Origin of the sequence: Streptomyces pseudovenezuelae, from assembly GCF_029892565.1 — a bacterium.
In the GTDB taxonomy this organism is placed as follows: domain Bacteria; phylum Actinomycetota; class Actinomycetes; order Streptomycetales; family Streptomycetaceae; genus Streptomyces; species Streptomyces pseudovenezuelae_A.
In genome coordinates this window covers 107,652-128,309 of the sequence record NZ_JARXVH010000002.1, presented here as the reverse complement: position 1 = coordinate 128,309, position 20,658 = coordinate 107,652, and the positions used below count along the sequence as shown (strand labels likewise).

Annotated in this window: 22 protein-coding genes and 1 pseudogene; 11 read left to right on the top strand and 12 right to left on the bottom strand. The window is 71.4% G+C overall.

The genetic code is table 11. From position 1 onward, the window contains the following. Window positions 1-186: 186 nt before the first annotated feature. On the top strand, window positions 187-384 hold the full coding sequence (locus tag M2283_RS05345) for a hypothetical protein (protein WP_280874851.1): 198 nt from the start codon (window positions 187-189) through the stop codon (window positions 382-384). Window positions 385-502: 118 nt separating this feature from the next. Here the strand turns inward: M2283_RS05345 and M2283_RS05340 are convergent, their stop codons facing one another. Genes M2283_RS05340 through M2283_RS05330 form a run of 3 tightly spaced genes read right to left on the bottom strand, consistent with a single transcriptional unit; the run spans window position 503 to window position 2,138 of the window. Next, complete coding sequence (locus tag M2283_RS05340; protein ID WP_280874850.1) at window positions 503-1,351, bottom strand: helix-turn-helix domain-containing protein; 849 nt, start codon at window positions 1,349-1,351, stop codon at window positions 503-505. Window positions 1,352-1,378: 27 nt separating this feature from the next. Continuing rightward, window positions 1,379-1,906 carry a DUF6879 family protein gene (locus tag M2283_RS05335; RefSeq protein ID WP_280874849.1) on the bottom strand — a complete coding sequence of 176 codons (528 nt, stop codon included), beginning with the start codon at window positions 1,904-1,906 and terminating at the stop codon, window positions 1,379-1,381. Continuing rightward, window positions 1,878-2,138 carry a hypothetical protein gene (locus M2283_RS05330; protein WP_280874848.1) on the bottom strand — a complete coding sequence of 87 codons (261 nt, stop codon included), beginning with the start codon at window positions 2,136-2,138 and terminating at the stop codon, window positions 1,878-1,880. The genes M2283_RS05335 and M2283_RS05330 overlap by 29 nt, the downstream gene beginning before the upstream one ends. A gap of 231 nt (window positions 2,139-2,369) precedes the next feature. Between M2283_RS05330 and M2283_RS05325 the strand changes: the two genes are divergently transcribed. Next, entirely contained in the window at window positions 2,370-2,570 is a 201-nt protein-coding gene (locus M2283_RS05325; RefSeq protein WP_280874847.1) for a hypothetical protein, read from the top strand. A 346-nt stretch (window positions 2,571-2,916) separates the two neighbouring features. Beyond that, window positions 2,917-3,279: pseudogene (locus tag M2283_RS05320) on the top strand (LuxR C-terminal-related transcriptional regulator); the annotation flags it as partial. Window positions 3,280-3,323: 44 nt separating this feature from the next. Here M2283_RS05320 and M2283_RS05315 read toward each other — a convergent pair. Beyond that, window positions 3,324-4,286 carry a DUF3626 domain-containing protein gene (locus M2283_RS05315; protein WP_280874846.1) on the bottom strand — a complete coding sequence of 321 codons (963 nt, stop codon included), beginning with the start codon at window positions 4,284-4,286 and terminating at the stop codon, window positions 3,324-3,326. 84 nt (window positions 4,287-4,370) lie between these two features. On the opposite strand from M2283_RS05315, the gene M2283_RS05310 reads away from it, so the two are divergent. Continuing rightward, on the top strand, window positions 4,371-4,865 hold the full coding sequence (locus M2283_RS05310) for an FBP domain-containing protein (protein ID WP_280874845.1): 495 nt from the start codon (window positions 4,371-4,373) through the stop codon (window positions 4,863-4,865). Window positions 4,866-4,898: 33 nt separating this feature from the next. Here the strand turns inward: M2283_RS05310 and M2283_RS05305 are convergent, their stop codons facing one another. Continuing rightward, on the bottom strand, window positions 4,899-5,897 hold the full coding sequence (locus tag M2283_RS05305) for a quinone oxidoreductase family protein (protein ID WP_280874844.1): 999 nt from the start codon (window positions 5,895-5,897) through the stop codon (window positions 4,899-4,901). Window positions 5,898-6,050: 153 nt separating this feature from the next. On the opposite strand from M2283_RS05305, the gene M2283_RS05300 reads away from it, so the two are divergent. Continuing rightward, a complete protein-coding gene (locus tag M2283_RS05300) occupies window positions 6,051-6,638 on the top strand; it encodes a CGNR zinc finger domain-containing protein (RefSeq protein WP_280874843.1) in 588 nt (195 codons plus the stop codon). On the opposite strand, the gene M2283_RS05295 is transcribed toward M2283_RS05300, so the two are convergent. Next, window positions 6,602-7,942: an erythromycin esterase family protein gene (locus tag M2283_RS05295; protein WP_280874842.1), complete on the bottom strand. Its 1,341-nt coding sequence runs from the start codon at window positions 7,940-7,942 to the stop codon at window positions 6,602-6,604. The genes M2283_RS05300 and M2283_RS05295 overlap by 37 nt on opposite strands. A 165-nt stretch (window positions 7,943-8,107) precedes the next feature. Here M2283_RS05295 and M2283_RS05290 point away from each other — a divergent pair, with 165 nt between their 5' ends. From M2283_RS05290 to M2283_RS05280, 3 genes are all read left to right on the top strand, one after another. Further along, a complete protein-coding gene (locus tag M2283_RS05290) occupies window positions 8,108-9,379 on the top strand; it encodes an FUSC family protein (RefSeq protein ID WP_280874841.1) in 1,272 nt (423 codons plus the stop codon). A 55-nt stretch (window positions 9,380-9,434) separates the two neighbouring features. Beyond that, the gene (locus tag M2283_RS05285) at window positions 9,435-10,517 is read left to right on the top strand and encodes a hypothetical protein (RefSeq protein WP_280874840.1); all 1,083 of its coding nucleotides are present in this window, start codon (window positions 9,435-9,437) and stop codon (window positions 10,515-10,517) included. Window positions 10,518-10,684: 167 nt separating this feature from the next. Then, window positions 10,685-11,917, top strand: a complete 1,233-nt coding sequence (locus M2283_RS05280) for a lactonase family protein (protein WP_280874839.1) — start codon at window positions 10,685-10,687, stop codon at window positions 11,915-11,917. Here the strand turns inward: M2283_RS05280 and M2283_RS05275 are convergent. After that, entirely contained in the window at window positions 11,885-12,610 is a 726-nt protein-coding gene (locus tag M2283_RS05275) for a DUF2470 domain-containing protein (protein ID WP_280874838.1), read from the bottom strand. The genes M2283_RS05280 and M2283_RS05275 overlap by 33 nt on opposite strands. Window positions 12,611-12,722: 112 nt before the next feature. Next, on the bottom strand, window positions 12,723-13,328 hold the full coding sequence (locus M2283_RS05270) for a TetR/AcrR family transcriptional regulator (RefSeq protein WP_280874837.1): 606 nt from the start codon (window positions 13,326-13,328) through the stop codon (window positions 12,723-12,725). Window positions 13,329-13,436: 108 nt separating this feature from the next. On the opposite strand from M2283_RS05270, the gene M2283_RS05265 reads away from it, so the two are divergent. Further along, the gene (locus M2283_RS05265; RefSeq protein WP_280874836.1) at window positions 13,437-14,978 is read left to right on the top strand and encodes a cytochrome P450; all 1,542 of its coding nucleotides are present in this window, start codon (window positions 13,437-13,439) and stop codon (window positions 14,976-14,978) included. Here the strand turns inward: M2283_RS05265 and M2283_RS05260 are convergent. Beyond that, window positions 14,946-15,770 carry a pentapeptide repeat-containing protein gene (locus M2283_RS05260; RefSeq protein WP_280874835.1) on the bottom strand — a complete coding sequence of 275 codons (825 nt, stop codon included), beginning with the start codon at window positions 15,768-15,770 and terminating at the stop codon, window positions 14,946-14,948. The genes M2283_RS05265 and M2283_RS05260 overlap by 33 nt on opposite strands. Window positions 15,771-15,838: 68 nt before the next feature. Here M2283_RS05260 and M2283_RS05255 point away from each other — a divergent pair, with 68 nt between their 5' ends. Both M2283_RS05255 and M2283_RS05250 read left to right on the top strand, forming a co-directional pair. Next, window positions 15,839-16,426: a TetR/AcrR family transcriptional regulator gene (locus M2283_RS05255; RefSeq protein ID WP_280874834.1), complete on the top strand. Its 588-nt coding sequence runs from the start codon at window positions 15,839-15,841 to the stop codon at window positions 16,424-16,426. Between the two features lie 4 nt (window positions 16,427-16,430). Next, window positions 16,431-17,618 carry a serine hydrolase domain-containing protein gene (locus M2283_RS05250; protein WP_280874833.1) on the top strand — a complete coding sequence of 396 codons (1,188 nt, stop codon included), beginning with the start codon at window positions 16,431-16,433 and terminating at the stop codon, window positions 17,616-17,618. On the opposite strand, the gene sigJ is transcribed toward M2283_RS05250, so the two are convergent. From sigJ to M2283_RS05235, 3 genes are all read right to left on the bottom strand, one after another. Continuing rightward, the gene (gene sigJ / locus M2283_RS05245; RefSeq protein ID WP_280874832.1) at window positions 17,602-18,495 is read right to left on the bottom strand and encodes an RNA polymerase sigma factor SigJ; all 894 of its coding nucleotides are present in this window, start codon (window positions 18,493-18,495) and stop codon (window positions 17,602-17,604) included. The genes M2283_RS05250 and sigJ overlap by 17 nt on opposite strands. A gap of 100 nt (window positions 18,496-18,595) precedes the next feature. Next, window positions 18,596-19,237, bottom strand: a complete 642-nt coding sequence (locus M2283_RS05240) for an FxLYD domain-containing protein (RefSeq protein WP_280874831.1) — start codon at window positions 19,235-19,237, stop codon at window positions 18,596-18,598. 93 nt (window positions 19,238-19,330) lie between these two features. Next, the gene (locus tag M2283_RS05235) at window positions 19,331-20,632 is read right to left on the bottom strand and encodes an alpha/beta fold hydrolase (protein WP_280874830.1); all 1,302 of its coding nucleotides are present in this window, start codon (window positions 20,630-20,632) and stop codon (window positions 19,331-19,333) included. Window positions 20,633-20,658: the final 26 nt, after the last annotated feature.

Below are 20,658 nucleotides of genomic sequence, written 5' to 3'. Positions count from 1 at the left end.
AGTCGAAAGCGTCCAACAGGGCTTGCGTGAGTCCGTAGGACCACTCAACGTCCAGGTCAGAGGCTCCAAGTCCGCCAACTCGCACACAGTCCGTGAGACACGTGTGAGACGGCGGCGGCCCCGAACGGTGAGCCCACCACCACCCCGGGGCCTTGATCCGGATCCTTACTGATCAAGGCCAGACCCGTGGAAAACGTACCCGTCAGCCGCTGTGTGCTCGACGAGGCCGCTCGCCACCACGTAGCCGTCGCGCGCCAGCTGCTCGTCGAGACGGACGGCCTTAACTACGAGGATCTCAACGAGAAGGATCTGTGCCGTCTCATCGGCCGGTATGAGGTCGCCATCGCCCTGCTGACCCTCGCAGTGGAGGGTGACGCACGATGAGCCAGACCCGTGAGCCGCTGACCATCGACGCGCGCCGGATCAAGGTGCGCCAGATGATCCGGCGTACTCGGAGCCTGAGCGCCAGGGCCATCACTGATCAGCTCGGCGTCAGTGCCGGTCACCGCAGCGCCTCGATGGCCTTCACGATCAGCGCTCGGGCTTCCGCCCCGTAGACCGCCATACCGCGCAGTTGCTCGAACGCCCTCACGTACAGCGCCACCTCGGAAGGCTGCGTGACCCTGACGCGGGCGGACATCAGCTCGACCGAGACGAGCTGGTCGTCGTACACATGGAACAACTCCTGCGGCCACACCGTCCGTTGCACGGCGTGCGGGATGACGCCCAGCGACACAGAGGGCAGCGCGCCGACGGTCAGGAGGTAGCCGAGCTGGGCGGCCATCGTGTCGGCGTCGCCGAGCTGGTGGTACAGCACGCTCTCCTCGATCACCATGACGAACCGGTGTCCGGGCTCGTGCACGATCTTCGACCGCTCCATGCGGGCGGCGGCGGCCTCGTCGGAGTCGTCGGGCGCCTCGTAGAGGGCGGCGACGCCGGACAGGATGGCGCGCGCGTAGCCCTCGATCTGAAGCAGACCGGGCACCAGCGTGGGCGAGTAGATCCGGAACAGTGCGGTGCCGCGGTAGAGGCTGATGTAGCTGTCCTGCAGACGCTTGAGTCCGGCGCGTACCTGCCGCCGCCACTCCATGTACGCCGTCTCCGCATCGCGGGACTGGGCGACGATGTCGGCGGCCTGGTCGTCGGCGCCGCATGCCTGGCACCAGCGGCGGATGTCGTCGGGGGTGGGCGGTGTACGGCCGTTCTCCAGGCGGGACGTCTTGGGGTGGGTCCAGCCGCAGCGCTCGGCCAGCTCTGTCCCGGTCAGCCCTGCGTCCGCTCGCAGGTCACGCAGGCGCCGCGCGACGCGTTGGCGCGCAGCCTGCGCCGAGGAGGACGGGGAGGTTGCCATGTGGTGCGGCCGGACCCTTCGTTCGCGTCAGCTGATCTTGTACTCGTCGTGCGGGATAGCCCGAGCCCACACGGCTTCGAAAGCGTCGGCGCACAGCCGTGCCGCCGCCGGGTCTTCGCTGATCTCGCCGGGAGCGCTGCCACCGTCGCCGGTGAAATGGTTCCAGCGGATCAGCTGGCTGTCGATCAGCCAGAAGTCGTTGCCGGGCAGAGCGATGGTGCTGGCGTGCCGACGCGGAAGCCAGCGGACCTGCTCGCCCGCCGCGATGTTCACGACGGTGCCGGCGTGCTCGTAGCGGATGTAGTCGGAGACCGGCTCGGAAACGATCCGGGCACGGCGTACCGGCACGCCCCGGGCGACCGTCCGGCGGACCAGCTCGGTCCACGGTGTCCAGTACGGGGAGTCGGGGTCGGTGTCCACCTCCCCTGTGCGGCGCCACCGTTCGAGGGCGTCGGCTTCGGTGGCCACCCCGTAGCTGTCCCGCATCTCCAGGTGGACGGCGGACTCGGTGGCGCTGTCAATCAGGTCAGCAAAGCTCGGCACGCTCTGCGGCATCACACGCCTCCCTGATGATGGGCACCATTCGGGCCGGGATCCGCACGACCTGCTCGTTGTCCGGGATCCCCACCGCGTGGCCGGGGACCGTGAAGGCGGCGCATTCCGCCTGCGTCGTCGTGTCGGGCTTCCACCCCTGGATGACGAGTTCGCTCTTGCTGTCGTCGACCCAGACAGTAGGGCTCTCGCCCTGCCCGGTGTTCGGGTCGATTCCGATGAACCGTAGTGACATGGCCGCCTCCGGCAGCGTCGGTGTACACGGATGTACACACGTTCACGTCGTTGGGCGTACTCGTCAAGAGGGCCTTGGGGCAAACGACCTGCCGAGAATGATTTTTGTGAACATCTGTGAACATTGCTGGAGGTGGCGCAGATCGCGCTCCTAGCGTCCGGAGTGACGAACGATCCCCGAAGAGGCGGTCGCCTCCACGGGGAGTGACCGGACGCCTTGAGGAGCGCCGACATGCCGCAAGGTACGAACGTATATAGCTCTCTGACGCCCACCGCCTACGGCTACTGCTCCTGGCACAAGAGGATGAGCGAGGGCGTCCGGCTGATTCAGGTGACGGAGGCGGGATCAGGTCCCAGCGGAGCCGGGAACCTCTTCGCCTGCGGCCCGTGCCGCGACACCTACCACCTGGTGCCGTTCGCCGACCGGCCATGAGTACCGAGAGCACCCCGGAGTGTCACCTCAAGGCATGCAGTCTGTGTCCCGGGACGAAGATGATCCGCCGACAGGGCGCGCCCTCCTGGGAGGCACCCATCCAGACCCTGCGGTGCGGCTGTGTGTGCCACGGCCGCCGTGATACTGCGAAGACCGGAGACGCCAGGTGAGAAGGACGAAGCTTCCCGGCGGACTCCACGGTCACGGCTACTGCTGGGCCGAGCACCCGCGTACGAGCGTCCGCTGTACCGAGCCCGCCGGCCATCCGCCGCGGGGTGGCAACGGCGGGCACTGGCACTCATACAGCAAGACGAGTTGGTAGACCGATCTTCGTGAACGATCAACGAGGCAGCGAAATGACGGACGCCGCCGCCTGCGGTGGCATGACCCTCGCGGTCCTGCGGAAGCTGTCGGGGCTCTGGCAGTTGTAGGTCGCCCCGCCCTGCTGGTGATGCTGCGCGTCCTCGGCGAGCGTGAGCCGAGCGCGGAGTCATCGGCGCGGGGCACTCCGGTCACGCCGATGGAGGGCAGGATCCTTGCGCTGCTCGCCGGTGGCGCGACCACCGCCAAGGCTGCCCGCGAGACCGGGCTCACCACGGACGGCGTCACGTATCACCTGCGGCGGCTGTCAGCCCGGTGGGGCGCGACGAACCGGACGGAACTGGTGGCGCGGGCCTATGCGAAAGGGGTGCTTGTGGCGGGGGTGTAGCCGCCGGTACCGGTGGGTGGGGCGGACGCGGACGCGGGCGCCGGCTAGCGCGGGCTCGCGGTCTCCTGCGGCGGGCTCCCAGCCCCTCGCGGAGTGCTCGCCACCGACTCCGACCGGCCCTCCGCGGGCCCTGCCGAAACTCCCGCCCCGTTCGCCGTTCCCGCGCCCTCCGGCGCGCCGAATCGAGCCAGCGTGTGCCAGACCTTCTTCAGGTCCTGCAATTCGTAGAGGCCGGTGCGGGCGGCATCGCCGATGATCCGTGGGTCCACGCGGCCGCCTTCGGCGATCCGGGCGCCGAGGTCGACGTACTCCTGGCCCCGATAGTCGGCATGCCGGCGCAGCTCCGGCACGGACAGGACGTACCCCGGGTGCCACTCGACGGCGCACGGGAGGTGCTCCGCCGCGGCCTCGACCGGTGTCCCCCGGTAGCTCGCGTCCAGGACCAGGGCCTCCACGTCCCCGACCAGCCCGACGCCACCGTGCACCTGTGCCTCGATGTAGTCGTCGAGGGCGTCCTGCTCGTCGGCCTCGGCCTGGGCGATGAGGGACATGCCGGCGGCGACGCCGAAGTCGGTCGGCTCGGCCGCGCTGTCGGGGTAGCAGAAGGTGGCGCGGGCGAGGGCGGCCGGGGCGAGCCGGAAGTGCGAGGAGCCGAACCGCGGGGCGGCGCCCACCACTTGGTGCCGGAAGTTCAGGGCGCCGTACACGGGTCGGTCGTGCGCGACGGCATCGTCGTAGGAACCGCCGAAGATCCGGCTCTCCCAGCGCCAGCGGTCGCCGCCGGGGTGCGCGGTGAGGCCGCCGTTGCTGGTGCCCGTCACGAACTGCGAGTGGTAGGCGCCGTCTTGGGCCAGCCGCAGGAGGACGGGGAGGTCGCCCGCGAGGCGGTCGGGATGGAAGTTCAGGGTGATCCGGAGGTGCGGGGCGACGGTCGGCCCCGCCGAGCGTGTCGCGACATGACCCAGCGCCCGACGCGCCCGCGACGACCCGACGTGCCCGAAATCCATTGGCTTCCCCTCACTGAAGCTATATACCATTGCCCATAACCTAGGAGCCCTAGGTTTTCGCCCTCGATCGCAGGAGCCCCACCCATGAGATCACTCACCGCGCCCGACATCCGCAACTCATTTGTCAACTGCTCGAAGGGAGAGGCCAAACGCCTCGCGGTCCCCCGTGACCTCGACCAACACCCCTGGGACGACCTGGACTTCCTCGGTTGGCGCGATCCCGGGGCGCCCGACCGGAGCTATCTGGTCATGGAGCGTGAGGCGGGGCTCGTGGGCGTGACTCTGCGCTTCCCGCCCGCACAGCACGGCTACATGCACCGCAGCATGTGCTCACTGTGCCTGACGACCCACCCACGCGGCGGCGTCTCGCTCATGACCGCACGCAAGGCCGGCCAGGCGGGCCGTGACGGGAACTCCGTGGGCCTGTACATGTGCGCCGACCTCGCGTGTTCCCTCTACGTACGCGGCAAGAAGATCTCCCGGAGCGGCGCGCGTTTCGAGGAGAGCCTGACCCTGGCCGAGCAGGTCGCCCGGACGACGGGCAACCTGTCGAACTTCCTGGACAAGCTGTACGTCTGACGCCGACAGGGCCGTACGTCCGACGACCGCCCCTCAGAGATCCGCCACCGCCAGCACGATCTTCCCCCGGTTGTCCCGGCTCGCCAGCCGCTCGTGCGCGGCCCGTGCCTCTTCGAGGGGTACGACGGTCTCCACCGGCACGCGATAGGCCCCGGCGGCGACCCGTTCGGCCAGTTCACGCAGGTCCGCGCGGGGGTCATAGCCGTGGATCTGGAGGTTGGTGAGCTGGAAGCCGAGGATCGCCGCGTTCTTCGGATAGAAGTCGCGGGTGTCGACGGTGCTGGGCTCCAGCGCGACGTTGGCGAGCGCGACGACCCGGCCGCCGTGCCCCACCTCACGCAGGCTCCGCCCGAACGCCGGGCCGCCGACGGTGTCCAGGACGACGTCGGCGCCGCGGCCGTCGGTCAGTCGCAGGATCTCCTCGACCTCCGCGTCGTCGGGAAACGCGGAGGTGTCAAGGACGTCCTGGGCCCCGAACTCCCCTGCCCACGCGGCCCTTTCGGCCGAGCCCGCGAGTGCGATCACCCGGGCCCCGGTCTCGGCGGCGATCTGTACGGCCGCGGTTCCGACGCCGCTGGCGGCGGCCTTCACCACCACCGTGTCCTCCTTGGTGACCCGGGCGAGGCTCCGCAGGCAGTACCAGGCGGAGAGCCAGGCGACAGGCAGCGTGGCCGCCTCGGTCAGGCCGAGACCGTCCGGCAGGACGGTCACCCGCTCGGCCGGAACCACCGCCAACTCGGCATAGAACCCAGGGGCGCTGATCCCGTCGAGCGCCATCACCCGCTGCCCTACGGCGAGTTCGCTCACCCCCTCCCCCACGGCCGCGACGATCCCCGCCGCCTCGACCCCGGGGATCAGCGGCGGGCGCCCGGCCCGGTGGTAGAGCCCGGCCCTGATCAGCGCGTCCGCGCGGTTCACGCCCGCCGCCGCGATCCGCACCAGCACCTGTCCGGGCCCCGCCACGGGGTCGGGCATCTCGACCGGCACCAGCACCTCGGGCCCGCCGAACTCGTCGATCCGTACCGCACGCATACCGCACCTGTTTTCCTGCCGCAGCCACCGAGACGACTGACACCGGTTGAAGTGGTGTCACCATCCGACACCACTTCAACCAGTGTCAAGGGCTGGCGCCCAGATACAGACATCCGGATACGACACCGCATGAACCGGTGTACCCTCACCCCCATGAGCAGCGCCCCCGTACCCGCCGACCCGGCACTCGCCTTCCCCTTCATCGGTGGCCGCCCCTGCCTGGACTTCGTGGCGACGCTGGGCCGGCGGCATGCCACCCCGCTGGAGCGGATCCCGGACACGGCCGCGCTGTCCCGCTGGATCACGGAGGCGGAGCTCGCCGCGAGCGACGAACCGGTGCGGGTCGCCTCCCGGGACCTCGTCGACGCCCGGGTCCTGCGCGAGGCGATCCACCGCGTCCTGCGAGCCGCCATGGACGGGCGCCGACCGGACGCGGCCGACGTGCAGCGGGTCAACGACCTGGCCGCCCGGCCGGACCTCGCCCCCCAGCTGGGCCCCGTGCGCTGGACCTCACGCCACCCGGCCCGCGCGGCGCTGGCCACGGTCGCCCGGGACGCCGTACTCCTGGTGGGCGGCCCCCTGTTGGAGCGGGTCAAGAAGTGCGAGAACCCTGGCTGTTCACTGCTGTTCCTCGACGACTCCCAGGCCCGGCGCCGACGTTGGTGCTCCATGGAGCGCTGCGGCAACCTGGCCAAGGTCGCCGGCTACCGGTCCCGCAGCCGGGCCGCCGACACCCGGTGAAGGTGGATCAGGACGTCGTGGGTGCGGGCGAGGGCGATGTCGTACGGGCCGTCCGGGTAGTCGGTGCCGATGGTGCGGGTGGACCGGGCTCCCGCCAGCCACTCGCGGGCCGGTGAACCGACGGAGCGCAGGTCGACGACGTAGTCCCGGGCCCTGACCCGGTCGAGGGTCTCCTCGTTGCTGCCCGCGGGCGCCGGGCCCAACGTCCAGCGGTGGATGGCCCCGTCGGGTCCGGTGGCGTTGAACGAGCCCCGGTCGAAGGTCAGGCCGACGCTCATGTACTTCGTGCCGAGGCGGTCGCGCAGGAACGCACCCTGCATCTTGGGGTAGCGGGCGGGCTCGCTCGTCACATAGCCGATGTGCGCGTCGTGCGCGGACAGCAGCACCTTCGTGCCGGTGTGCTCCTGCCACCAGACGGTGTTCGCGGCCATGGCCTCGTCGCGGTAGCGCATCGACTCGGCGAGCTGGGCCGGGTCCTCGAAGTCGAAGGCGTACTGCCGGGCCGTCCGGTCGATCGCCGTGGCCTGCTGCACGGCCCACTCGTAGGCCTTCCGGTCCGTGCCCGGCGCCTGCCGTCGCAGCAGGTCAAGCGCCTCGCCGGTGCGCCGCGCCATGTCCATGCGCTCGGCGTACGGCTTGTTCAGGTACCTCTCGATGTACGTCCCCGTCGACACGTCGGGCCGCAGGCCGCGGTACAGCTCGTCGAGGCGTGCGCTCGACTCGGGGTGCGTGGCGGCCACGTAGTCCGTGACCTCGTCGTACACCTCGCGGCCCGTCCAGGCGAGGTCGTCGCCCATGAAGCGGACGGGGTCGTCGGGGTGGTGGGTGTTGTACGACCGCATCCACTCGACGAGTTGGAGGTATTCCGCGTTGTTCCACCACAGGTAGTCGCGCTGGAACTCCTCCCGCATGATGCGCCGGGGGTCCCCCTTGCCGTGCACCACGTAGTCGTCGAGGCGCAGTCCGGTGCTCCAACTGGCCTCCAGGGCGAAGGTGCGGAAGCCCTTCTTCTCCACCAGGTGGCGGAAGACGCGGTCCTTGAGGGCGAAGAAGTCGTGCGAGCTGTGGGTGGCCTCGCCCAGGCCGACGACCCGTGCGCCGCCGATCATCCGGTCGAGGGGGCTCAAGTCCCGGGTGTCGCCGCCCGGTTCGACGGTCCGTAAGTGGTGGGCGGCGTGGTCGAGCGCGTCGACGACGGACGGAGATGACCGAGGGGGCGGCGCGGCGACGGCCGGGGTGACGGTCGCGGTGGCTCCGAGGCCGAGGAGCAGAGTCAGGACGATCGCGGTCCGATGCCTTGTCATGATCCAAGGCTCCCGGGACGGCCCGGCGTCGACCATCCGGCAGTCCTCCGTCGTGAGGTGCGGACAACCACGGGGTCGCGTCGGGGGTTTTCCTCCGCTCACGATCTTCGATGTCCGGCCTCGGTGACGGGTTCGATGCGAAGGTAGAAGGGGAAGGGCCCGAGGATGCGTGATGTACGTGAGTGGAGGTCGTCCCTCGTGCGCTTCGTGAAGCGACGTAGGGACCCTGTGGTCGTGCAGACGCTGCGATCGGCGGTCGCGGCGACGGTGGCCTACGTCGTCGCCCTGCGTCTGAGCCCCGAGCCGGCGCCGCTCACCGCTCCCCTGACGGCCCTGCTGGTCGTCCAGGTCACCCTGTACGCCACGCTCACCAATGGCATCCGGCGTGTGAACGCCGTGGTGGCCGGTGTGCTGGTGGCCATCGCCTTCAGCCTCCTGGTGGGCCTGACCTGGTGGAGTCTCGCGCTGCTGATCCTGGCCTCACTGGTCGTGGGACGGCTGGTGCGGGTCAACGAGTACGTGCCCGAGGTGGCGATCAGCGCGATGCTGGTGCTCGGGGTGACGACCGTCGGGGACACGGCTTGGGCGCGGGTGGTGGAGACGCTGATCGGCGCGGTCGTAGGGCTCGGCTGCAATCTGCTCCTCGCACCACCGGTGTGGGTGGAGGAGGCGGGCGAGTCGATCGAGGGGCTGGCCCGGCGGGTGCGGCGGCTGATGCTGCGGATGGGCGAGGAGGCCGCGGGGCGTACGCCGGTGGAACACGCGACCCAGCGGCTGCACGAGGCGCGCCGGCTCGACCACGACATCATCGACGTGGACGCGGCGCTGCGGCAGGCCGAGGACAGCCTGCGGCTCAATCCACGCGTGCGTGAGGGGCTGCTGCACCGGGTGGTGCTGCGGACGGGGCTGGACACGCTGGAGATCTGCACGGTGGTGCTGCGCGTGCTGGCGCGCACCTTCACCGACCTGGCGAAGGAGCGCGACCCCGAGCCGCTGTTCCCGGCCGAGACGGGGAGCGTGGTGGAGCGGCTGCTGTCGGAGGTCGCCGACGCCGTGGTCAGCTTCGCCGTCCTTGTCACCGCCGACGTCAGCATGAGCGCGGAGTCGGCGGAGGCCCGGCTCGCCGCCGAGCTGCGCCAGGCCGCGGCCACCCGAGACAAGCTGGCCCTGCTGCTCCTGGAGGAGGTCCAGCGCGACGCCCGCACCTGGCAGCTGTACGGGGCCGTGCTGACCGAGGTCAACCGCACCCTCGACGAGCTGGACACCGAGCACCGCTCGCGCCGGCTCCTGGAGGAGCTGGACCGCGTCTCCCAGGAGCAGCGCGAGCGCATGCCGCGGCTGACCCGGCTGCAGGAAGCCCTTCACGATTCCGACCTGCCGCGGGTCCCGGACGCCCTGCGCCGGAACCGTGGCGACACCCCCCGTCGTTCTAGGTGACGAAGTCACCGGGGGCGACGTACGTTTCCGGCACCGGCTACGAGGGGGCGGGCGGATGACCGACAGCACCGTGCGGATCGACGGGAACACACTGCGGCTGCCAGGCGGAGTGGCTGTGCGGTTCATCCGTACCCTGCGGCTGCCCGAGACGGGCACTCACCCGCTGCCGCCGGGGCTCGGCGAGTTCCCGGTCCGACGGGTCGCCGACTTCCCCGACACGGTGCCCGAGGAGTGGCGTGCGCGCGGCGGTGTGATGCTGCCGGTGTATCTGCGTGAGGCGATGTGGCTGAGCTTCGGCGGGACGACGGAGCCGGCCGCCCTGCAGGTCGGGGTGGGCAAGGTGTGCGCGGTCTCCGGGAAGCCGTGGAGCGACCGGCTGGCCCGGAAGCCGCAGAACTACGTGGTGCTGCCCCGCCAGCCCTGGCTGGACGGCATCAACTCGGGCAAGGGCACGGTCCGCCAGTTCGTGGCGGTGCCGCTGGGCCTGGGCGCGACCGTCGAGGGCCAGGTCACCGGCGAGGAGGTCTGGGGCGGCGTACAGCTGCAGTCCTTCCCGCTCAGGGAACGGGAGCTGGCCGAGTGGCGGGCGGAAGAGCGGCGCCGGGCGGAGCGGGCGCGGGCGATGCCCATGGCGGCCGGGGGCTACGGCGCGGCGATGCCCATGGCGGCCGGGGGTTACGGCGCGGCGATGCCCATGTCGGCCCCGCCCGCACCGAGTGGCGGGCCGGTCCCGGTGGCGGCACGGCGGCAGGCCACCGCGGCGATGGGCCTGGGCGTCGGCGGCTCGATGCGGCAGGAGGTCTACACGGACGACCGGCCGCTCACGGACTGGACCGAGGAGCCCGCCGGGCGCGTCTTCGTCCATCTGGTGACGCCGCCGGAGTGGCGCCGCATCACCGGCGAGGCGCCCCCGCCGTCACCGGTGGACCGGGCGGCGTACACGCGCGCGGGGCTGCCTTGGTACGACTACTACGACCAGGACGCGCACGATCTCGCCCCCACGGACACCCTGGAGGGCGTACAGCCGGTCGGCGAGTGGCTCGGCGACGACCACGAGCCCTGGGCGCCGCCCACCCCGCACCAGGTCAAGCCACTGGGTGACGCATCGGGCAAGCCGGTCGAGGACGGCGACTGGTAGGGCACGGCGTTTCACAGGACACGGCTCTTCCGCAAGGCACGGCGTTTCGCAAGGCACGGCCGGGCGTTGCACTCCGCGCAACGCCCGGTGCCGTTCTTGCGTCCGCCGGGTGGTCCACGTCAAGGTGGCTGTCACGACCGGGGCGACCGATCACCTGAGGTGCGGACATGAGCAGTGGGACAGGAGCGACGGGCAGCGGCTGGAACAGGCGCCGCTTCATGAGCGCGCTCGCGGGCACGGCCGCCGTGACGGCGCTGCCCGCGCCGGCCCCGCCCAGATCCACGCCTACGTCCTCCACGACGGCTCCCGACCAGGCGGTGGCCCCGAAGGAGCACCCCGCCACCGGTCAGCGGCCCACGCGGGAACCCGTGGGCCCCCGACCTCTCTACCTCGGCACCTACACCTCAGTCGACGGAGGCGGCAAGGGCATCGGCCTCGCCACCTACGACTCCGCGACCGGAAAGATCACCGGCACGGGCACGATCACCGGCGTCGGCGACCCGTCGTATCTCGCGGTGCACCCCGACGGCAGCACCCTCTACGCGGTGAACGAGCGCGAGGACGGCGCCGTGACCGCCGTGCGCCTCGCCGACCGCAAGGTCCTGGGCAGCCGCAGCACCGGCGGGGCGGGCCCCTGCCACCTCTCCGTGCACCCGAGCGGCAAATGGCTACTGAGCGCGAACTACACCTCCGGCAGCGTGGCCGTGCACCCGATCGACGCCTCGGGCGCGCTCGGCGAGCGCACCGACCTGGTCACGCACTCCAGCCCAGCGCCCGGACCGGGCCAACAGGGCCCGCACGCCCACCAGTTCGCCACCAGCCCGGACGGCGGACATGTGCTCGCCGTCGACCTGGGCACCGACACCGTCTACACCTACCGACTGGACGAGGGCGCCGGCCGCCTCACCGAGACGTCCCGCGCGCAGACCCGCCCGGGCGCCGGTCCGCGCCATCTGGCCTTCCACCCCGGCGGGCGGTACGCCTACTTGGCGAACGAGGTCGACGACACGATCGCGGTCTGTGCCTACACCCCGTCGACCGGCCGCCTGACGATCGGTGAACCGCAGTCCACCGGCTCGGGTTCGGGCACCAACTACCCGGCCCAGATCCTGGTCACGCCGAACGGCGCCTACGCCTACCTGGCCAACCGCGGCCACAACAGCCTGGCGCGCTACGCCGTGGAGGCCGACGGCGCGCGGCTGAGGCTGCTCGACACGGTCCCGGTGTCCGGCGACTTCCCGCGGCAGATCGCCTTCTCCCCCGACGGGACGCTGCTGTTCACCGCGAACCAGAAGTCCGGCACCGTCAGCGTCTTCCAGGTGGCCGAGGACAGCGGTGAACTCCGGCTCACGGGCGAGCCGTTCGCCTCACCCGTCGCCGTCTGTGCGCTGCCGCTGTAGCGGGCGCTGGCAGGACGCGCTGCTGGCCTGCGTGAGCAGCACGTGCATGCGCTCGGTGAGCTGCCCGACGTCGTCGGCGGGCTTGTGGAACGGCAGTCGTACGTCGCCATGGGTGCGGTTGCGCTCGATGCGCAGCGTCAGTCCCTGCCGGTCCACCGCGAGGGGCTGGACGCGGACCGCGCCGTGCAGGCTGTCGTGGTCGACGAGCCGGGTGAGCCGCTCGACGGCGTCGGCGTGGCAGTCGGCGAGGTGCGTCAGGAGCCGGGCCTCGGCGGTGGCGAGCGGGTCGGGCGCGGCGGCGGCGAACTCGTCGAGGGCGACGACGACCGCGCCGGACGGCGGGCGCAGCACCACGCGCGTTGCCTGGAAGGCGAGTTGGCCGTCCTCGGGGACGAAGTACCCGGCGAGCCAGAGCCTGGCCCGGATACGGTTGCGGACCGGGACGGGCGCGACGTCGGCGAACTCCAGGACGGCGGACGGCTCTCCGCGGGGTGCGCAGATCGCCGCGGCGTTGAGCGCGCTGTCCTCGGGCACCTGCACCAGCACCCGGCCGTTGTCGGTCACGGTGTGCGCGCCGACGAACTCCTCACGGCCGCCCTCTCCGGTCACCGCGCAGGACCACGCGGCAGCGAGCACCGAGCGGGCGCGTTCCGCGGCGGGGGGCGCGGCCGTCCAGGCCTGGCTGTCACCCATTCCGAACCTCCTTAGGTAAGCCTTGCCTAACTTACCGAAGATCCAGGCACACGCCAACCATGGGGGCGCACTCGGCGCGTCCCCCAGGGCGATTCCTTTCAGGCGATTCCTTTCAGGCGATGACTCCCAGCAAGGCCCGGGCACACAGGTCCCGCACCTGCTCCCGCGTCAACTCCCCGCCACGCAGCCACTCCAGGCACACGGCGGTCGTGAAGGCCAGCCAGCCACGGACCGCGAGACGGACGTCAGGGCGCTCCTCGAAGAGCGGACCGAACTCCGGATCCGCGGCGAGCGCCAGCAGGATCTGACGCTCCTGAACTCCCAACGCCCGCTGGTAGACGCGCCGCACGGCCTGGTCACCTGCCGCGTCGGCACGGTGGAAAGCACGGAAGCCGTGGGCGTGCGCCTCCACGTACGTCAGATACGTGTCGAGCCCGGCGGTGAGCTGCTCGCGCACCGGGGCCCCGGGGACGGCCGCCGTCATGTGCAGCATGCGCTCGCTCTCGCGCTCGACGACCGCCGCGAAGAAGTCCCGTTTCGTCGGGAAGTAGTGGTACAGCAGCCCGCGCGACACCCCGGCGATCTCGGCGACCTGCTCGATCCACACCTCGTCGTACGGACTCTCCGAGAACAGCCGCGCACCGACCGACAGCAGCTGCTCCCGGCGCGCCTCGGTGCTGAGCCGGCGGCGCGTGCGCTCGCCCTGGTTCGCAGCCATCCCCGCACTTTACTTGACGCGAGTTCAACAAGGGGATCAAACTGAATCACGCTATTGAACCCACGTACAACATGCTCAACCTGCCGCTGGATCAAGGGAGATCACGTCATGGCGGAGACGGACACGGAGACGAGGCCGACGGGCGGGAACGGACTCCCGAGGGGTTTCCGCAGCGCCGAACAGGGCTGGCCGGAGCTGCAGCGCATCCCGCATCCCCCGCACCGGGTCCCCTTCCTCGGCGACGTGATCGGCGCCAGTCGGCGCACTCCGCTGCAGGACACCCTGCGCTACGGCGCCCAGTTGGGCCCGGTGTTCCGGCGCAAGGCGTTCGGCAAGGAGTTCGTGTTCGTGTGGGGCGCGGAGCCCGCGGCCGACATGGCGGACGAGTCACGCTTCGCCAAGCATGTCGGTCTGGGGGTCGCCAATCTGCGGCCGGTGGCCGGCGACGGGCTGTTCACGGCGTACAACCACGAGCCGAACTGGCAGTTGGCGCACGACGTCCTGGCGCCGGGTTTCAGCCGGGAGGCCATGGAGGCCTACCACCCGATGATGCTGGCGGTGGCCGGGCGGCTCACCGACCACTGGGACCGCGAGCGGACGGCGGGGCGGGCGGTGGACGTGCCCGGCGACATGACGAAGCTGACGCTGGAGACCATCGCGCGCACCGGGTTCGGGCACGACTTCGGGTCCTTCGAGCGCTCTCGACCGCACCCCTTCGTCTCCGCGATGGTGGGCACGCTCACCTACGCGCAACGGCTCAACACCGTGCCCTCGCCGCTGGCTCCGTACCTGCTGCGGGGCGCCTCGCGGCGCAACGCGGCCGACATCTCGTATCTCAACCGCACGGTCGACGAGTTGGTCCGGGCCCGGCGTGCGTCGAGCGCCGACGGTGGCGGTGACCTGCTCGACCGGATGCTGGAGACGGCCCATTCGGAGACCGGCGAGCGGCTGTCCGCGGAAAACGTCCGCCGGCAGGTCATCACGTTCCTGGTGGCCGGGCACGAGACGACCTCGGGCGCGCTCTCCTTCGCCCTGCACTATCTCTCCCTGCACCCCGAGGTGGCGGCCCGGGCACGGGCCGAGGTGGACGGTGTCTGGGGCGATGCCGAGGTGCCGGGGTACGACCAGGTGGCCAAGTTGCGTTATGTGCGGCGGGTGTTGGACGAGGCGTTGCGGCTGTGGCCGACGGCGCCGGCCTACGCCCGGGAGGCCCGCGAGGACACGGTGCTGGCGGGCGGCCATCCGATGCGGCGCGGCGCGTGGGCGCTGGTCCTCACGGCGATGCTGCACCGCGATCCGGAGGTGTGGGGCGCGGACGCCGAGCGTTTCGACCCCGACCGCTTCGATCCGAAGTCCGTACGCTCCCGGGCGCCGCACACCTTCAAACCGTTCGGGACGGGCGCGCGGGCGTGCATCGGGCGGCAGTTCGCGCTGCACGAGGCCACGCTGGTCCTCGGCCTGCTGCTGCGCCGCTACGAGCTGCGGCCCGACCCGGAATACCGGCTGCGCGTGACCGAGCGTCTGACGCTGATGCCGGACGGGCTGCGGCTGCGCCTGGAGCGACGGACGGCGAGCGCGTCGGCCGCACCGACCCCGGACAACTCCCCGTCGCAGGACCTACGTTGCCCAGTGCACGGGACGGGTGACTGAGTCCGGCAGCCGGGTGCCCGCGCTCCCCCGGGCCGCGTTGACCTGGGGCTGGGTGAGGAAGAAGGCGCCGGTCAGGTCCGCGTCGGTGAGGTCGGCGTCGCGCAGGTCGGCACCGATCATGTCCGCCTGGCGCAGATCGGCACCGGTCAGGTCGGCGGCGATGAGGTAGGCGCCGCGAAGGTTCGCGCCGCGCAGATCGGTGCCCTTGAGCCGGGCGCCCATCAGGTCCGCGCCCCGCCGCTCCTTCTTTCGGCCGCGGATGCCCGCCCGCACCAGCTGGCTGGTCTTCAGCAGGAGGACGTTGACCTCCTGCCGGTGCGCGCCCACGTCCAGTGCGGCGAGCTCCTCCGGCGTACGGCGGGTGTGCTCCTCGGTCCGCGCCAGCAGCAGCCGCAGATCGGCGTGGATCGGGCGCGCGGCGGGGAGGGTCTGCGCCTCGGTGAGGTACCAGAGCAGTTCGTGCAGCTGCCGGACGACCGGAAAGACGTCGAACATGCGCCGGGCGTCCTCCCGCGAACCTTCACGCCAGTCCCGCCCGCCGAAGGTGACCTGGGAGACCTTCTGCCCGGCGCCGAAACAGTCGTAGACCGTGCAGCCGTTGAACCCCTCCTGCCGCAGCCGGGCGTGGATGCCGCACCGGTGGTCCTCCCGCAGGTTCGGGCACGGGCTGCCGGCCTCCTTGTCGATCGCGAAGTCCGTGGAGGCGGTGAAGGGGAGCGCGACACAGCACAGCCCGAAGCACCGCCCGCAGTCGGCGCGCAGTTCGGTCGGTTCCACTGTCTGATCTGGCACGACGCCCAGTTTATCGAGGTACGCCCATTCCCTGGACCACCATCGAACCGATCGGTACCATCTACCGCATGCCCGTACCGAAAGGCACGACCCTCGATCCGGAGCGCACCCGCGCGGCGCTCCTCGCCTCGGCGACCGCGATCTTCTACGAGCGCGGCCTCGACGGCGTCGGCGTGGCCGAGCTGTGCCGCGCGGTGGGCGCCTCCAAGGAGACTCTCTACCGGCACTTCGGCTCCAAGGACGGCCTCGTGGAGGCGGTCCTCACGGCGCGCAGCGACCGGGTCGTGCAGTGGCTCACGGCAACGGTCGAGGAGGCGGGGGCCGATCCGCGCGCTCAACTGGCGGCACTCTTCGACGCGTTGGGCGACTGGTACCGGCAACCCGGCTTCCGCGGCTGTGCGATCGTCAACGCCGCGACCCAGCACCACGCGCCACCCGCCGGCCCGGTCGCCGACCGCCACCTGGGCCGCTACCGGGACCTCCTGACGGGCATCGCCGAGCGCACCGGAGTACCCGAACCGGAGCGCCTGGGACGGCAGTTGCTGATCCTGTTGGAGGGCGCCACGGTCGTCGCGGATCATCACGACCCGGACGGGCTGGCGGCGCAGGACGCCAAGCGGGCGGCTCTCACCCTGCTCGCGGCCGAGGGGGCGTGACGCGATGACGACCGAAGCCTTCACCGCGCCTGGCGGCGTCGAGGGATGGACGGCACCCGGATTCGAGTCCGTGACCGAGGCCTTCGCCGGGAACTTCGAGCGGTGCGGCGAGGCGGGCGCCGCCTTCGCCGCCTACCGGGACGGCGAACTCGTCGTCGACCTCTGGGGCGGCACCGCCGATCCGGCGACGGGCCGCCCCTGGCGTGCCGACACGCTCCAGCTCGTGTTCTCGGGCGCCAAGGGGCTGACGGCCGCCTGCGTCCTGCTGCTGGTCGAGCGTGGGCTGCTGGACCTGGAATCGGCTGCCGCCCGCTACTGGCCGGAGTTCGCCGCCGCCGGCAAGGACCGGATCACGGTCGGCGAGATCCTCTCCCACCAGGCCCGGCTGCCGGGTGTGCAACAGCCCTTCAGTACCGCGGAGTTGCTGGATCCCGAGCACATGGCGAGGCTGCTGGCCGCGCAGACGCCGTCGGACGATCCGCGGGCCGGGTTCGTCTATCACGCGCTGACGTGGGGCTGGTTGACGGGCGAGCTGGTGCGCCGGGTCGACGGGCGGACGGTGGGGGCCTTCTTCGCCGAGAAGTTCGCCGGGCCGCTCGGTCTGGATGTGTGGCTCGGCCTGCCGGACGAGGAGCACGGCCGTGCCGCAACATCGCTCGCGGGCCCGGGTGTTCTGCTGCCGCAGGACGATGACGACGACCCGCTGCGCGTCCTGGTCCGCAACCCCCTCACCACCCCCGACGCACCGGACCTCTGGAACAGTGCCGCCTTCCGCCGGGCCCAACTCCCGGCCGTCGGCGCGCATGTGACGGCCCGTTCGATAGCCCGCTTCTACGCCTGCCTGGCGAGGGGCGGTGAACTGGACGGCGTCCGCGTGCTCAAGGAGGCGACCGTCGAACTCGGCCGCCGGGAGCTGCGGCGCGGCACCTCACCGCTGTGGGGCAGCCCGATGGCGTACGGCGCGGGCTACGAACTCCGCACCGAACCGGCCCTGTTCGGGCCTCCGCGGGACACCTTCGGGCACGCGGGCTTCGGCGGCTCCCGGCACGGTGCCTGGCCGGGTGAGCGCGTCGGATTCTCGTACGCGATGAATCTGGTGCGTGCGGAATTCCCCGATCGCCGGCCGCTGGATCTGTTGGACGCGCTCCACGACGCGGTGCGGCGCCGTCCAACGCTCAGTCCAGCGCGCTGAGGTCGAGGTCGGCGAGGCGGTCCGGGTCGGCCAGGATGTGCATCGCGACGATCCTGCCGTCGACGACGGTGACGCCCATGACGGCTTGCGCCTGACCCTCGACGACGTTGACCAGCCCGACCGAGCCGTTGACCAGCACCACCTTGGCCTGCGGTGCGAACTGCCGGAACGTCATCGCCTGTTCGGCCACGCTCTTCGCGCCGCGCACCAGCTTGGAGGCGGCCGCGCCGCCCACCAGGGCGCCGGAGTCGACGCGCAGCACGATGTCCGGGTCGAGAACCGCGACCAGCGCCTCGAAGTCACCGGCACGGGCCGCCGCCATGAAGGCGTCGACGACCTGTCGCTGCCGGCCGAGGTCGGGTTCCGCCGACGGCGTGGCGCCCCGCACCCGGCGCCGGGCCCGGCTGGCGAGCTGCCGGGTGGCAGCCGAACTCCGTTCCACGATCGGCGCGATGTCGTCGAACGGCACGGCGAACATGTCGTGCAGTACGAACGCCAGCCGCTCGGCCGGCTCCAGGGTCTCCAGGACCACCAGGAGGGCCAGCCCCACCGAGTCCGCCTGGAGCACCTCCTGCTCCGGGTCGGTGATCTGCGACAGCGGCCTGATCACCGGGTCCGGGACGAACGTGTCGTCGATCGGCTCCTCGCGCCGCAGGTTCCGCGAGCGCAGCAGGTCGAGGCAGACCCGGCCGACCACCGTGGTCAGCCATCCGCCGAGGTTGCGGATGTCGTCCGCCTCGGTGCGGCTCAGCTTCACCCACGTCTCCTGGACGGCGTCCTCCGCCTCGGCCGTAGAGCCGAGCATGCGGTAGGCGACCGCCCGCAGCCGACCGCGGTGCTCCTCGAAGCGGTCGGCCAGCAGTTCCGTCTCGTTCATTCCGCCCCCGTCGCGGTCTGGATCGTACGGACGATGTGATCATCCAATCACGGCGCGCGCGCCGCGGAACAGCGTCCGGCCCCGTCCCAAGCCCCCGGTCTCAGTACCGCTGCGCCTTGACCAGCTTCGGCGTCAGCACCGGCTCGGGCGGCTTGCGGCTGATGGCGAGGGGCTGGGCCCGCTCCCCCGGGGCGAGGTCCTCCGCACCGACGTAGCGGGTCTCGACCGTCTTGCCGGCGGAGTCGAGGAAGTCGACCTGGACCGCGTACGAGGCCTTGTGGTCGGTCCTGTTGGTGATGGAGACGATGACAGCGAGCAGGCCGTCGGTGTTGGCGCGCGCTTTGCCGGTCATGGCGACGTCGGACAGCGCGTTGCCCTGCCCCTTCACGTCCTTGAGCTCGTTCTGGGCCGCCTTGTTGGCGCGCTCGACAGCGGCCGAGACGGAGGCCTCGAAGGAGGACGCGGCGGCCGAGGCGGACGCCGCCCGGGCCGAGGCGGAAGCGCGGGCCGACGCGACGGCCGACGCGGCCTTCGACTCCAGGGCGGAGGGTGTGTTGCCCGAGAAGGACGCCGTGTCGGGTGCCGTCGGCCGCTCCGTGGAGGCGGAGGACGAGTTGTCGTCGCCGTCGCTGCCGCAGGACACCAGGGCGACGCTCGACACGGCGGCGGCCACGGCCAGGGCGACCGCCCGTGACCGGGGACGTCCCGCTCGGCGTGCCGGGTGGGCTGACCTCGTACTCATCGAGTGGTGTCCTCTCGCGCGACAGGGACCGACAGGCCGACAAAACGAACCTTATGTCCGGTTCGATGGTCGGGCATGTCGTCCCTGTGACCGTCACACCTCGTCGCGAGTCAGGGCGAGCAACCGGTCCAGTACCCGCGTCCCGCCCGCCCGGACGCCGTCGTGTTCGAACTCGTCGGTGACCCAGGTGCGCAGGCCGCGGATCGAGCGGGCGGTCTCCAGGGAGTGGGTCGCGTCGACGTACATGTCGTCGTGGTAGACGGCCGCGGCGACCGGAACCTCGTTGGCGGCGAGGCGGGCGGGGTCGTAGAGGGGCTTCCAGTCGGTGCGGGCGGCGAGGAGTTCGGCGGTCTCGCGGAGCGGGCGCAGGGCGGGGTCGCTGTCGAACATCCAGGGATGGATCGTTTCTCCGGTGAACAGCAGCGGGCCGTCGCCTGCGAGTGCCTTGGCCGCGTCGAACTGCGGGTACTCCCCGCGGACACGCTCGGCCGACCAGGCGGTGGGGCGCTCGTCCTGGCCGTAGACCGACTCGTGGACGAGGGCGTACAGGGGGTGTCCGGCGTACGAGAGCTGGCCCTGGACCTCGTCCTGGAAGGCGTCCGAGAGGGCCGTGCCCTGCGGGGTGCGGACGAAGGCGTTCTCCAGGAGGTAGTGCAGTCGGTGGCTGCCCTCGCTGCCGCCGAGGACGATGCCGAGCGACTGGAAGGCCTCGGCGGTGAAGCGGTAGCCGTTCGGCAGCGTCACGTCGTGCGCGAGGAGGTGGTCGGCGATGCGGCGGGCGCGGTCGACGTCCTGCGGGTAACGCGCGTAGTGCGCGGCGACTTTGCGCTCGATGCGCGGGTAGGCCGCCCGGTAGACGTCGTCGGCGTGCGCGTCCAGCGAGGGCAGGCCGCCGGCGATCACGACCGCGGTCAGGCCCTCGGGGGCGCTGGAGAGGTAGTGCACCGCGCAGAAACCGCCGAAGCTCTGGCCGAGGACGGTCCAGGGCGCGCCGCCGGTGACCTCGCCGCGGATCGCCTCGCAGTCGCGGACGATCGAGTCGGCGCGGAAGTGCGTGAGGTAGTCGGCCTGCTCGGCGGGGCCGCCGCGCAGCGGGAGGGTCTGGCGGGTGGCGGGCGTGGAGTGGCCGGTGCCGCGCTGGTCCAGGAGCAGGACCCGGAACTCCGTGAGGGCCCGGTCGAGCCAGGCCTGCCTGCCGACGAAACGGTTCGCCCCGAAGCCTGGGCCGCCCTGGAGGTAGACCAGCCACGGCAGGTTCTGGTGCGCCTTGTCGCTGCCGACGACCTCACGGGCGTAGAGCTCGATCGTCTCCCCCGCCGGGTCGTCGTGGTCGAGGGGCACGGTGAAGCGGCGGTCGGTGAGGACGACGCCGGGCTGGCGGTACGTGGCGGTCAACGGGGCTCCTGGGACGTACGGGTTAC

Excerpts from the sequence above, each read along its gene's own strand:
- M2283_RS05270 (WP_280874837.1), bottom strand. The coding sequence starts at position 13,328 with ATGGCTGCGAACCAGGGCGAGCGCACGCGCCGCCGGCTCAGCACCGAG.
- M2283_RS05275 (WP_280874838.1), bottom strand. The coding sequence starts at position 12,610 with ATGGGTGACAGCCAGGCCTGGACGGCCGCGCCCCCCGCCGCGGAACGC.
- M2283_RS05255 (WP_280874834.1), top strand. The coding sequence starts at position 15,839 with ATGCCCGTACCGAAAGGCACGACCCTCGATCCGGAGCGCACCCGCGCG.
- M2283_RS05240 (WP_280874831.1), bottom strand. The coding sequence starts at position 19,237 with ATGAGTACGAGGTCAGCCCACCCGGCACGCCGAGCGGGACGTCCCCGG.
- M2283_RS05280 (WP_280874839.1), top strand. The coding sequence starts at position 10,685 with ATGAGCAGTGGGACAGGAGCGACGGGCAGCGGCTGGAACAGGCGCCGC.
- M2283_RS05330 (WP_280874848.1), bottom strand. The coding sequence starts at position 2,138 with ATGTCACTACGGTTCATCGGAATCGACCCGAACACCGGGCAGGGCGAG.
- M2283_RS05300 (WP_280874843.1), top strand. The coding sequence starts at position 6,051 with ATGAGCAGCGCCCCCGTACCCGCCGACCCGGCACTCGCCTTCCCCTTC.
- M2283_RS05290 (WP_280874841.1), top strand. The coding sequence starts at position 8,108 with ATGCGTGATGTACGTGAGTGGAGGTCGTCCCTCGTGCGCTTCGTGAAG.
- M2283_RS05310 (WP_280874845.1), top strand. The coding sequence starts at position 4,371 with ATGAGATCACTCACCGCGCCCGACATCCGCAACTCATTTGTCAACTGC.
- M2283_RS05315 (WP_280874846.1), bottom strand. The coding sequence starts at position 4,286 with ATGGATTTCGGGCACGTCGGGTCGTCGCGGGCGCGTCGGGCGCTGGGT.
- M2283_RS05305 (WP_280874844.1), bottom strand. The coding sequence starts at position 5,897 with ATGCGTGCGGTACGGATCGACGAGTTCGGCGGGCCCGAGGTGCTGGTG.
- M2283_RS05265 (WP_280874836.1), top strand. The coding sequence starts at position 13,437 with ATGGCGGAGACGGACACGGAGACGAGGCCGACGGGCGGGAACGGACTC.
- M2283_RS05295 (WP_280874842.1), bottom strand. The coding sequence starts at position 7,942 with ATGACAAGGCATCGGACCGCGATCGTCCTGACTCTGCTCCTCGGCCTC.
- M2283_RS05325 (WP_280874847.1), top strand. The coding sequence starts at position 2,370 with ATGCCGCAAGGTACGAACGTATATAGCTCTCTGACGCCCACCGCCTAC.
- M2283_RS05250 (WP_280874833.1), top strand. The coding sequence starts at position 16,431 with ATGACGACCGAAGCCTTCACCGCGCCTGGCGGCGTCGAGGGATGGACG.
- sigJ (WP_280874832.1), bottom strand. The coding sequence starts at position 18,495 with ATGAACGAGACGGAACTGCTGGCCGACCGCTTCGAGGAGCACCGCGGT.
- M2283_RS05285 (WP_280874840.1), top strand. The coding sequence starts at position 9,435 with ATGACCGACAGCACCGTGCGGATCGACGGGAACACACTGCGGCTGCCA.
- M2283_RS05340 (WP_280874850.1), bottom strand. The coding sequence starts at position 1,351 with ATGGCAACCTCCCCGTCCTCCTCGGCGCAGGCTGCGCGCCAACGCGTC.
- M2283_RS05335 (WP_280874849.1), bottom strand. The coding sequence starts at position 1,906 with ATGCCGCAGAGCGTGCCGAGCTTTGCTGACCTGATTGACAGCGCCACC.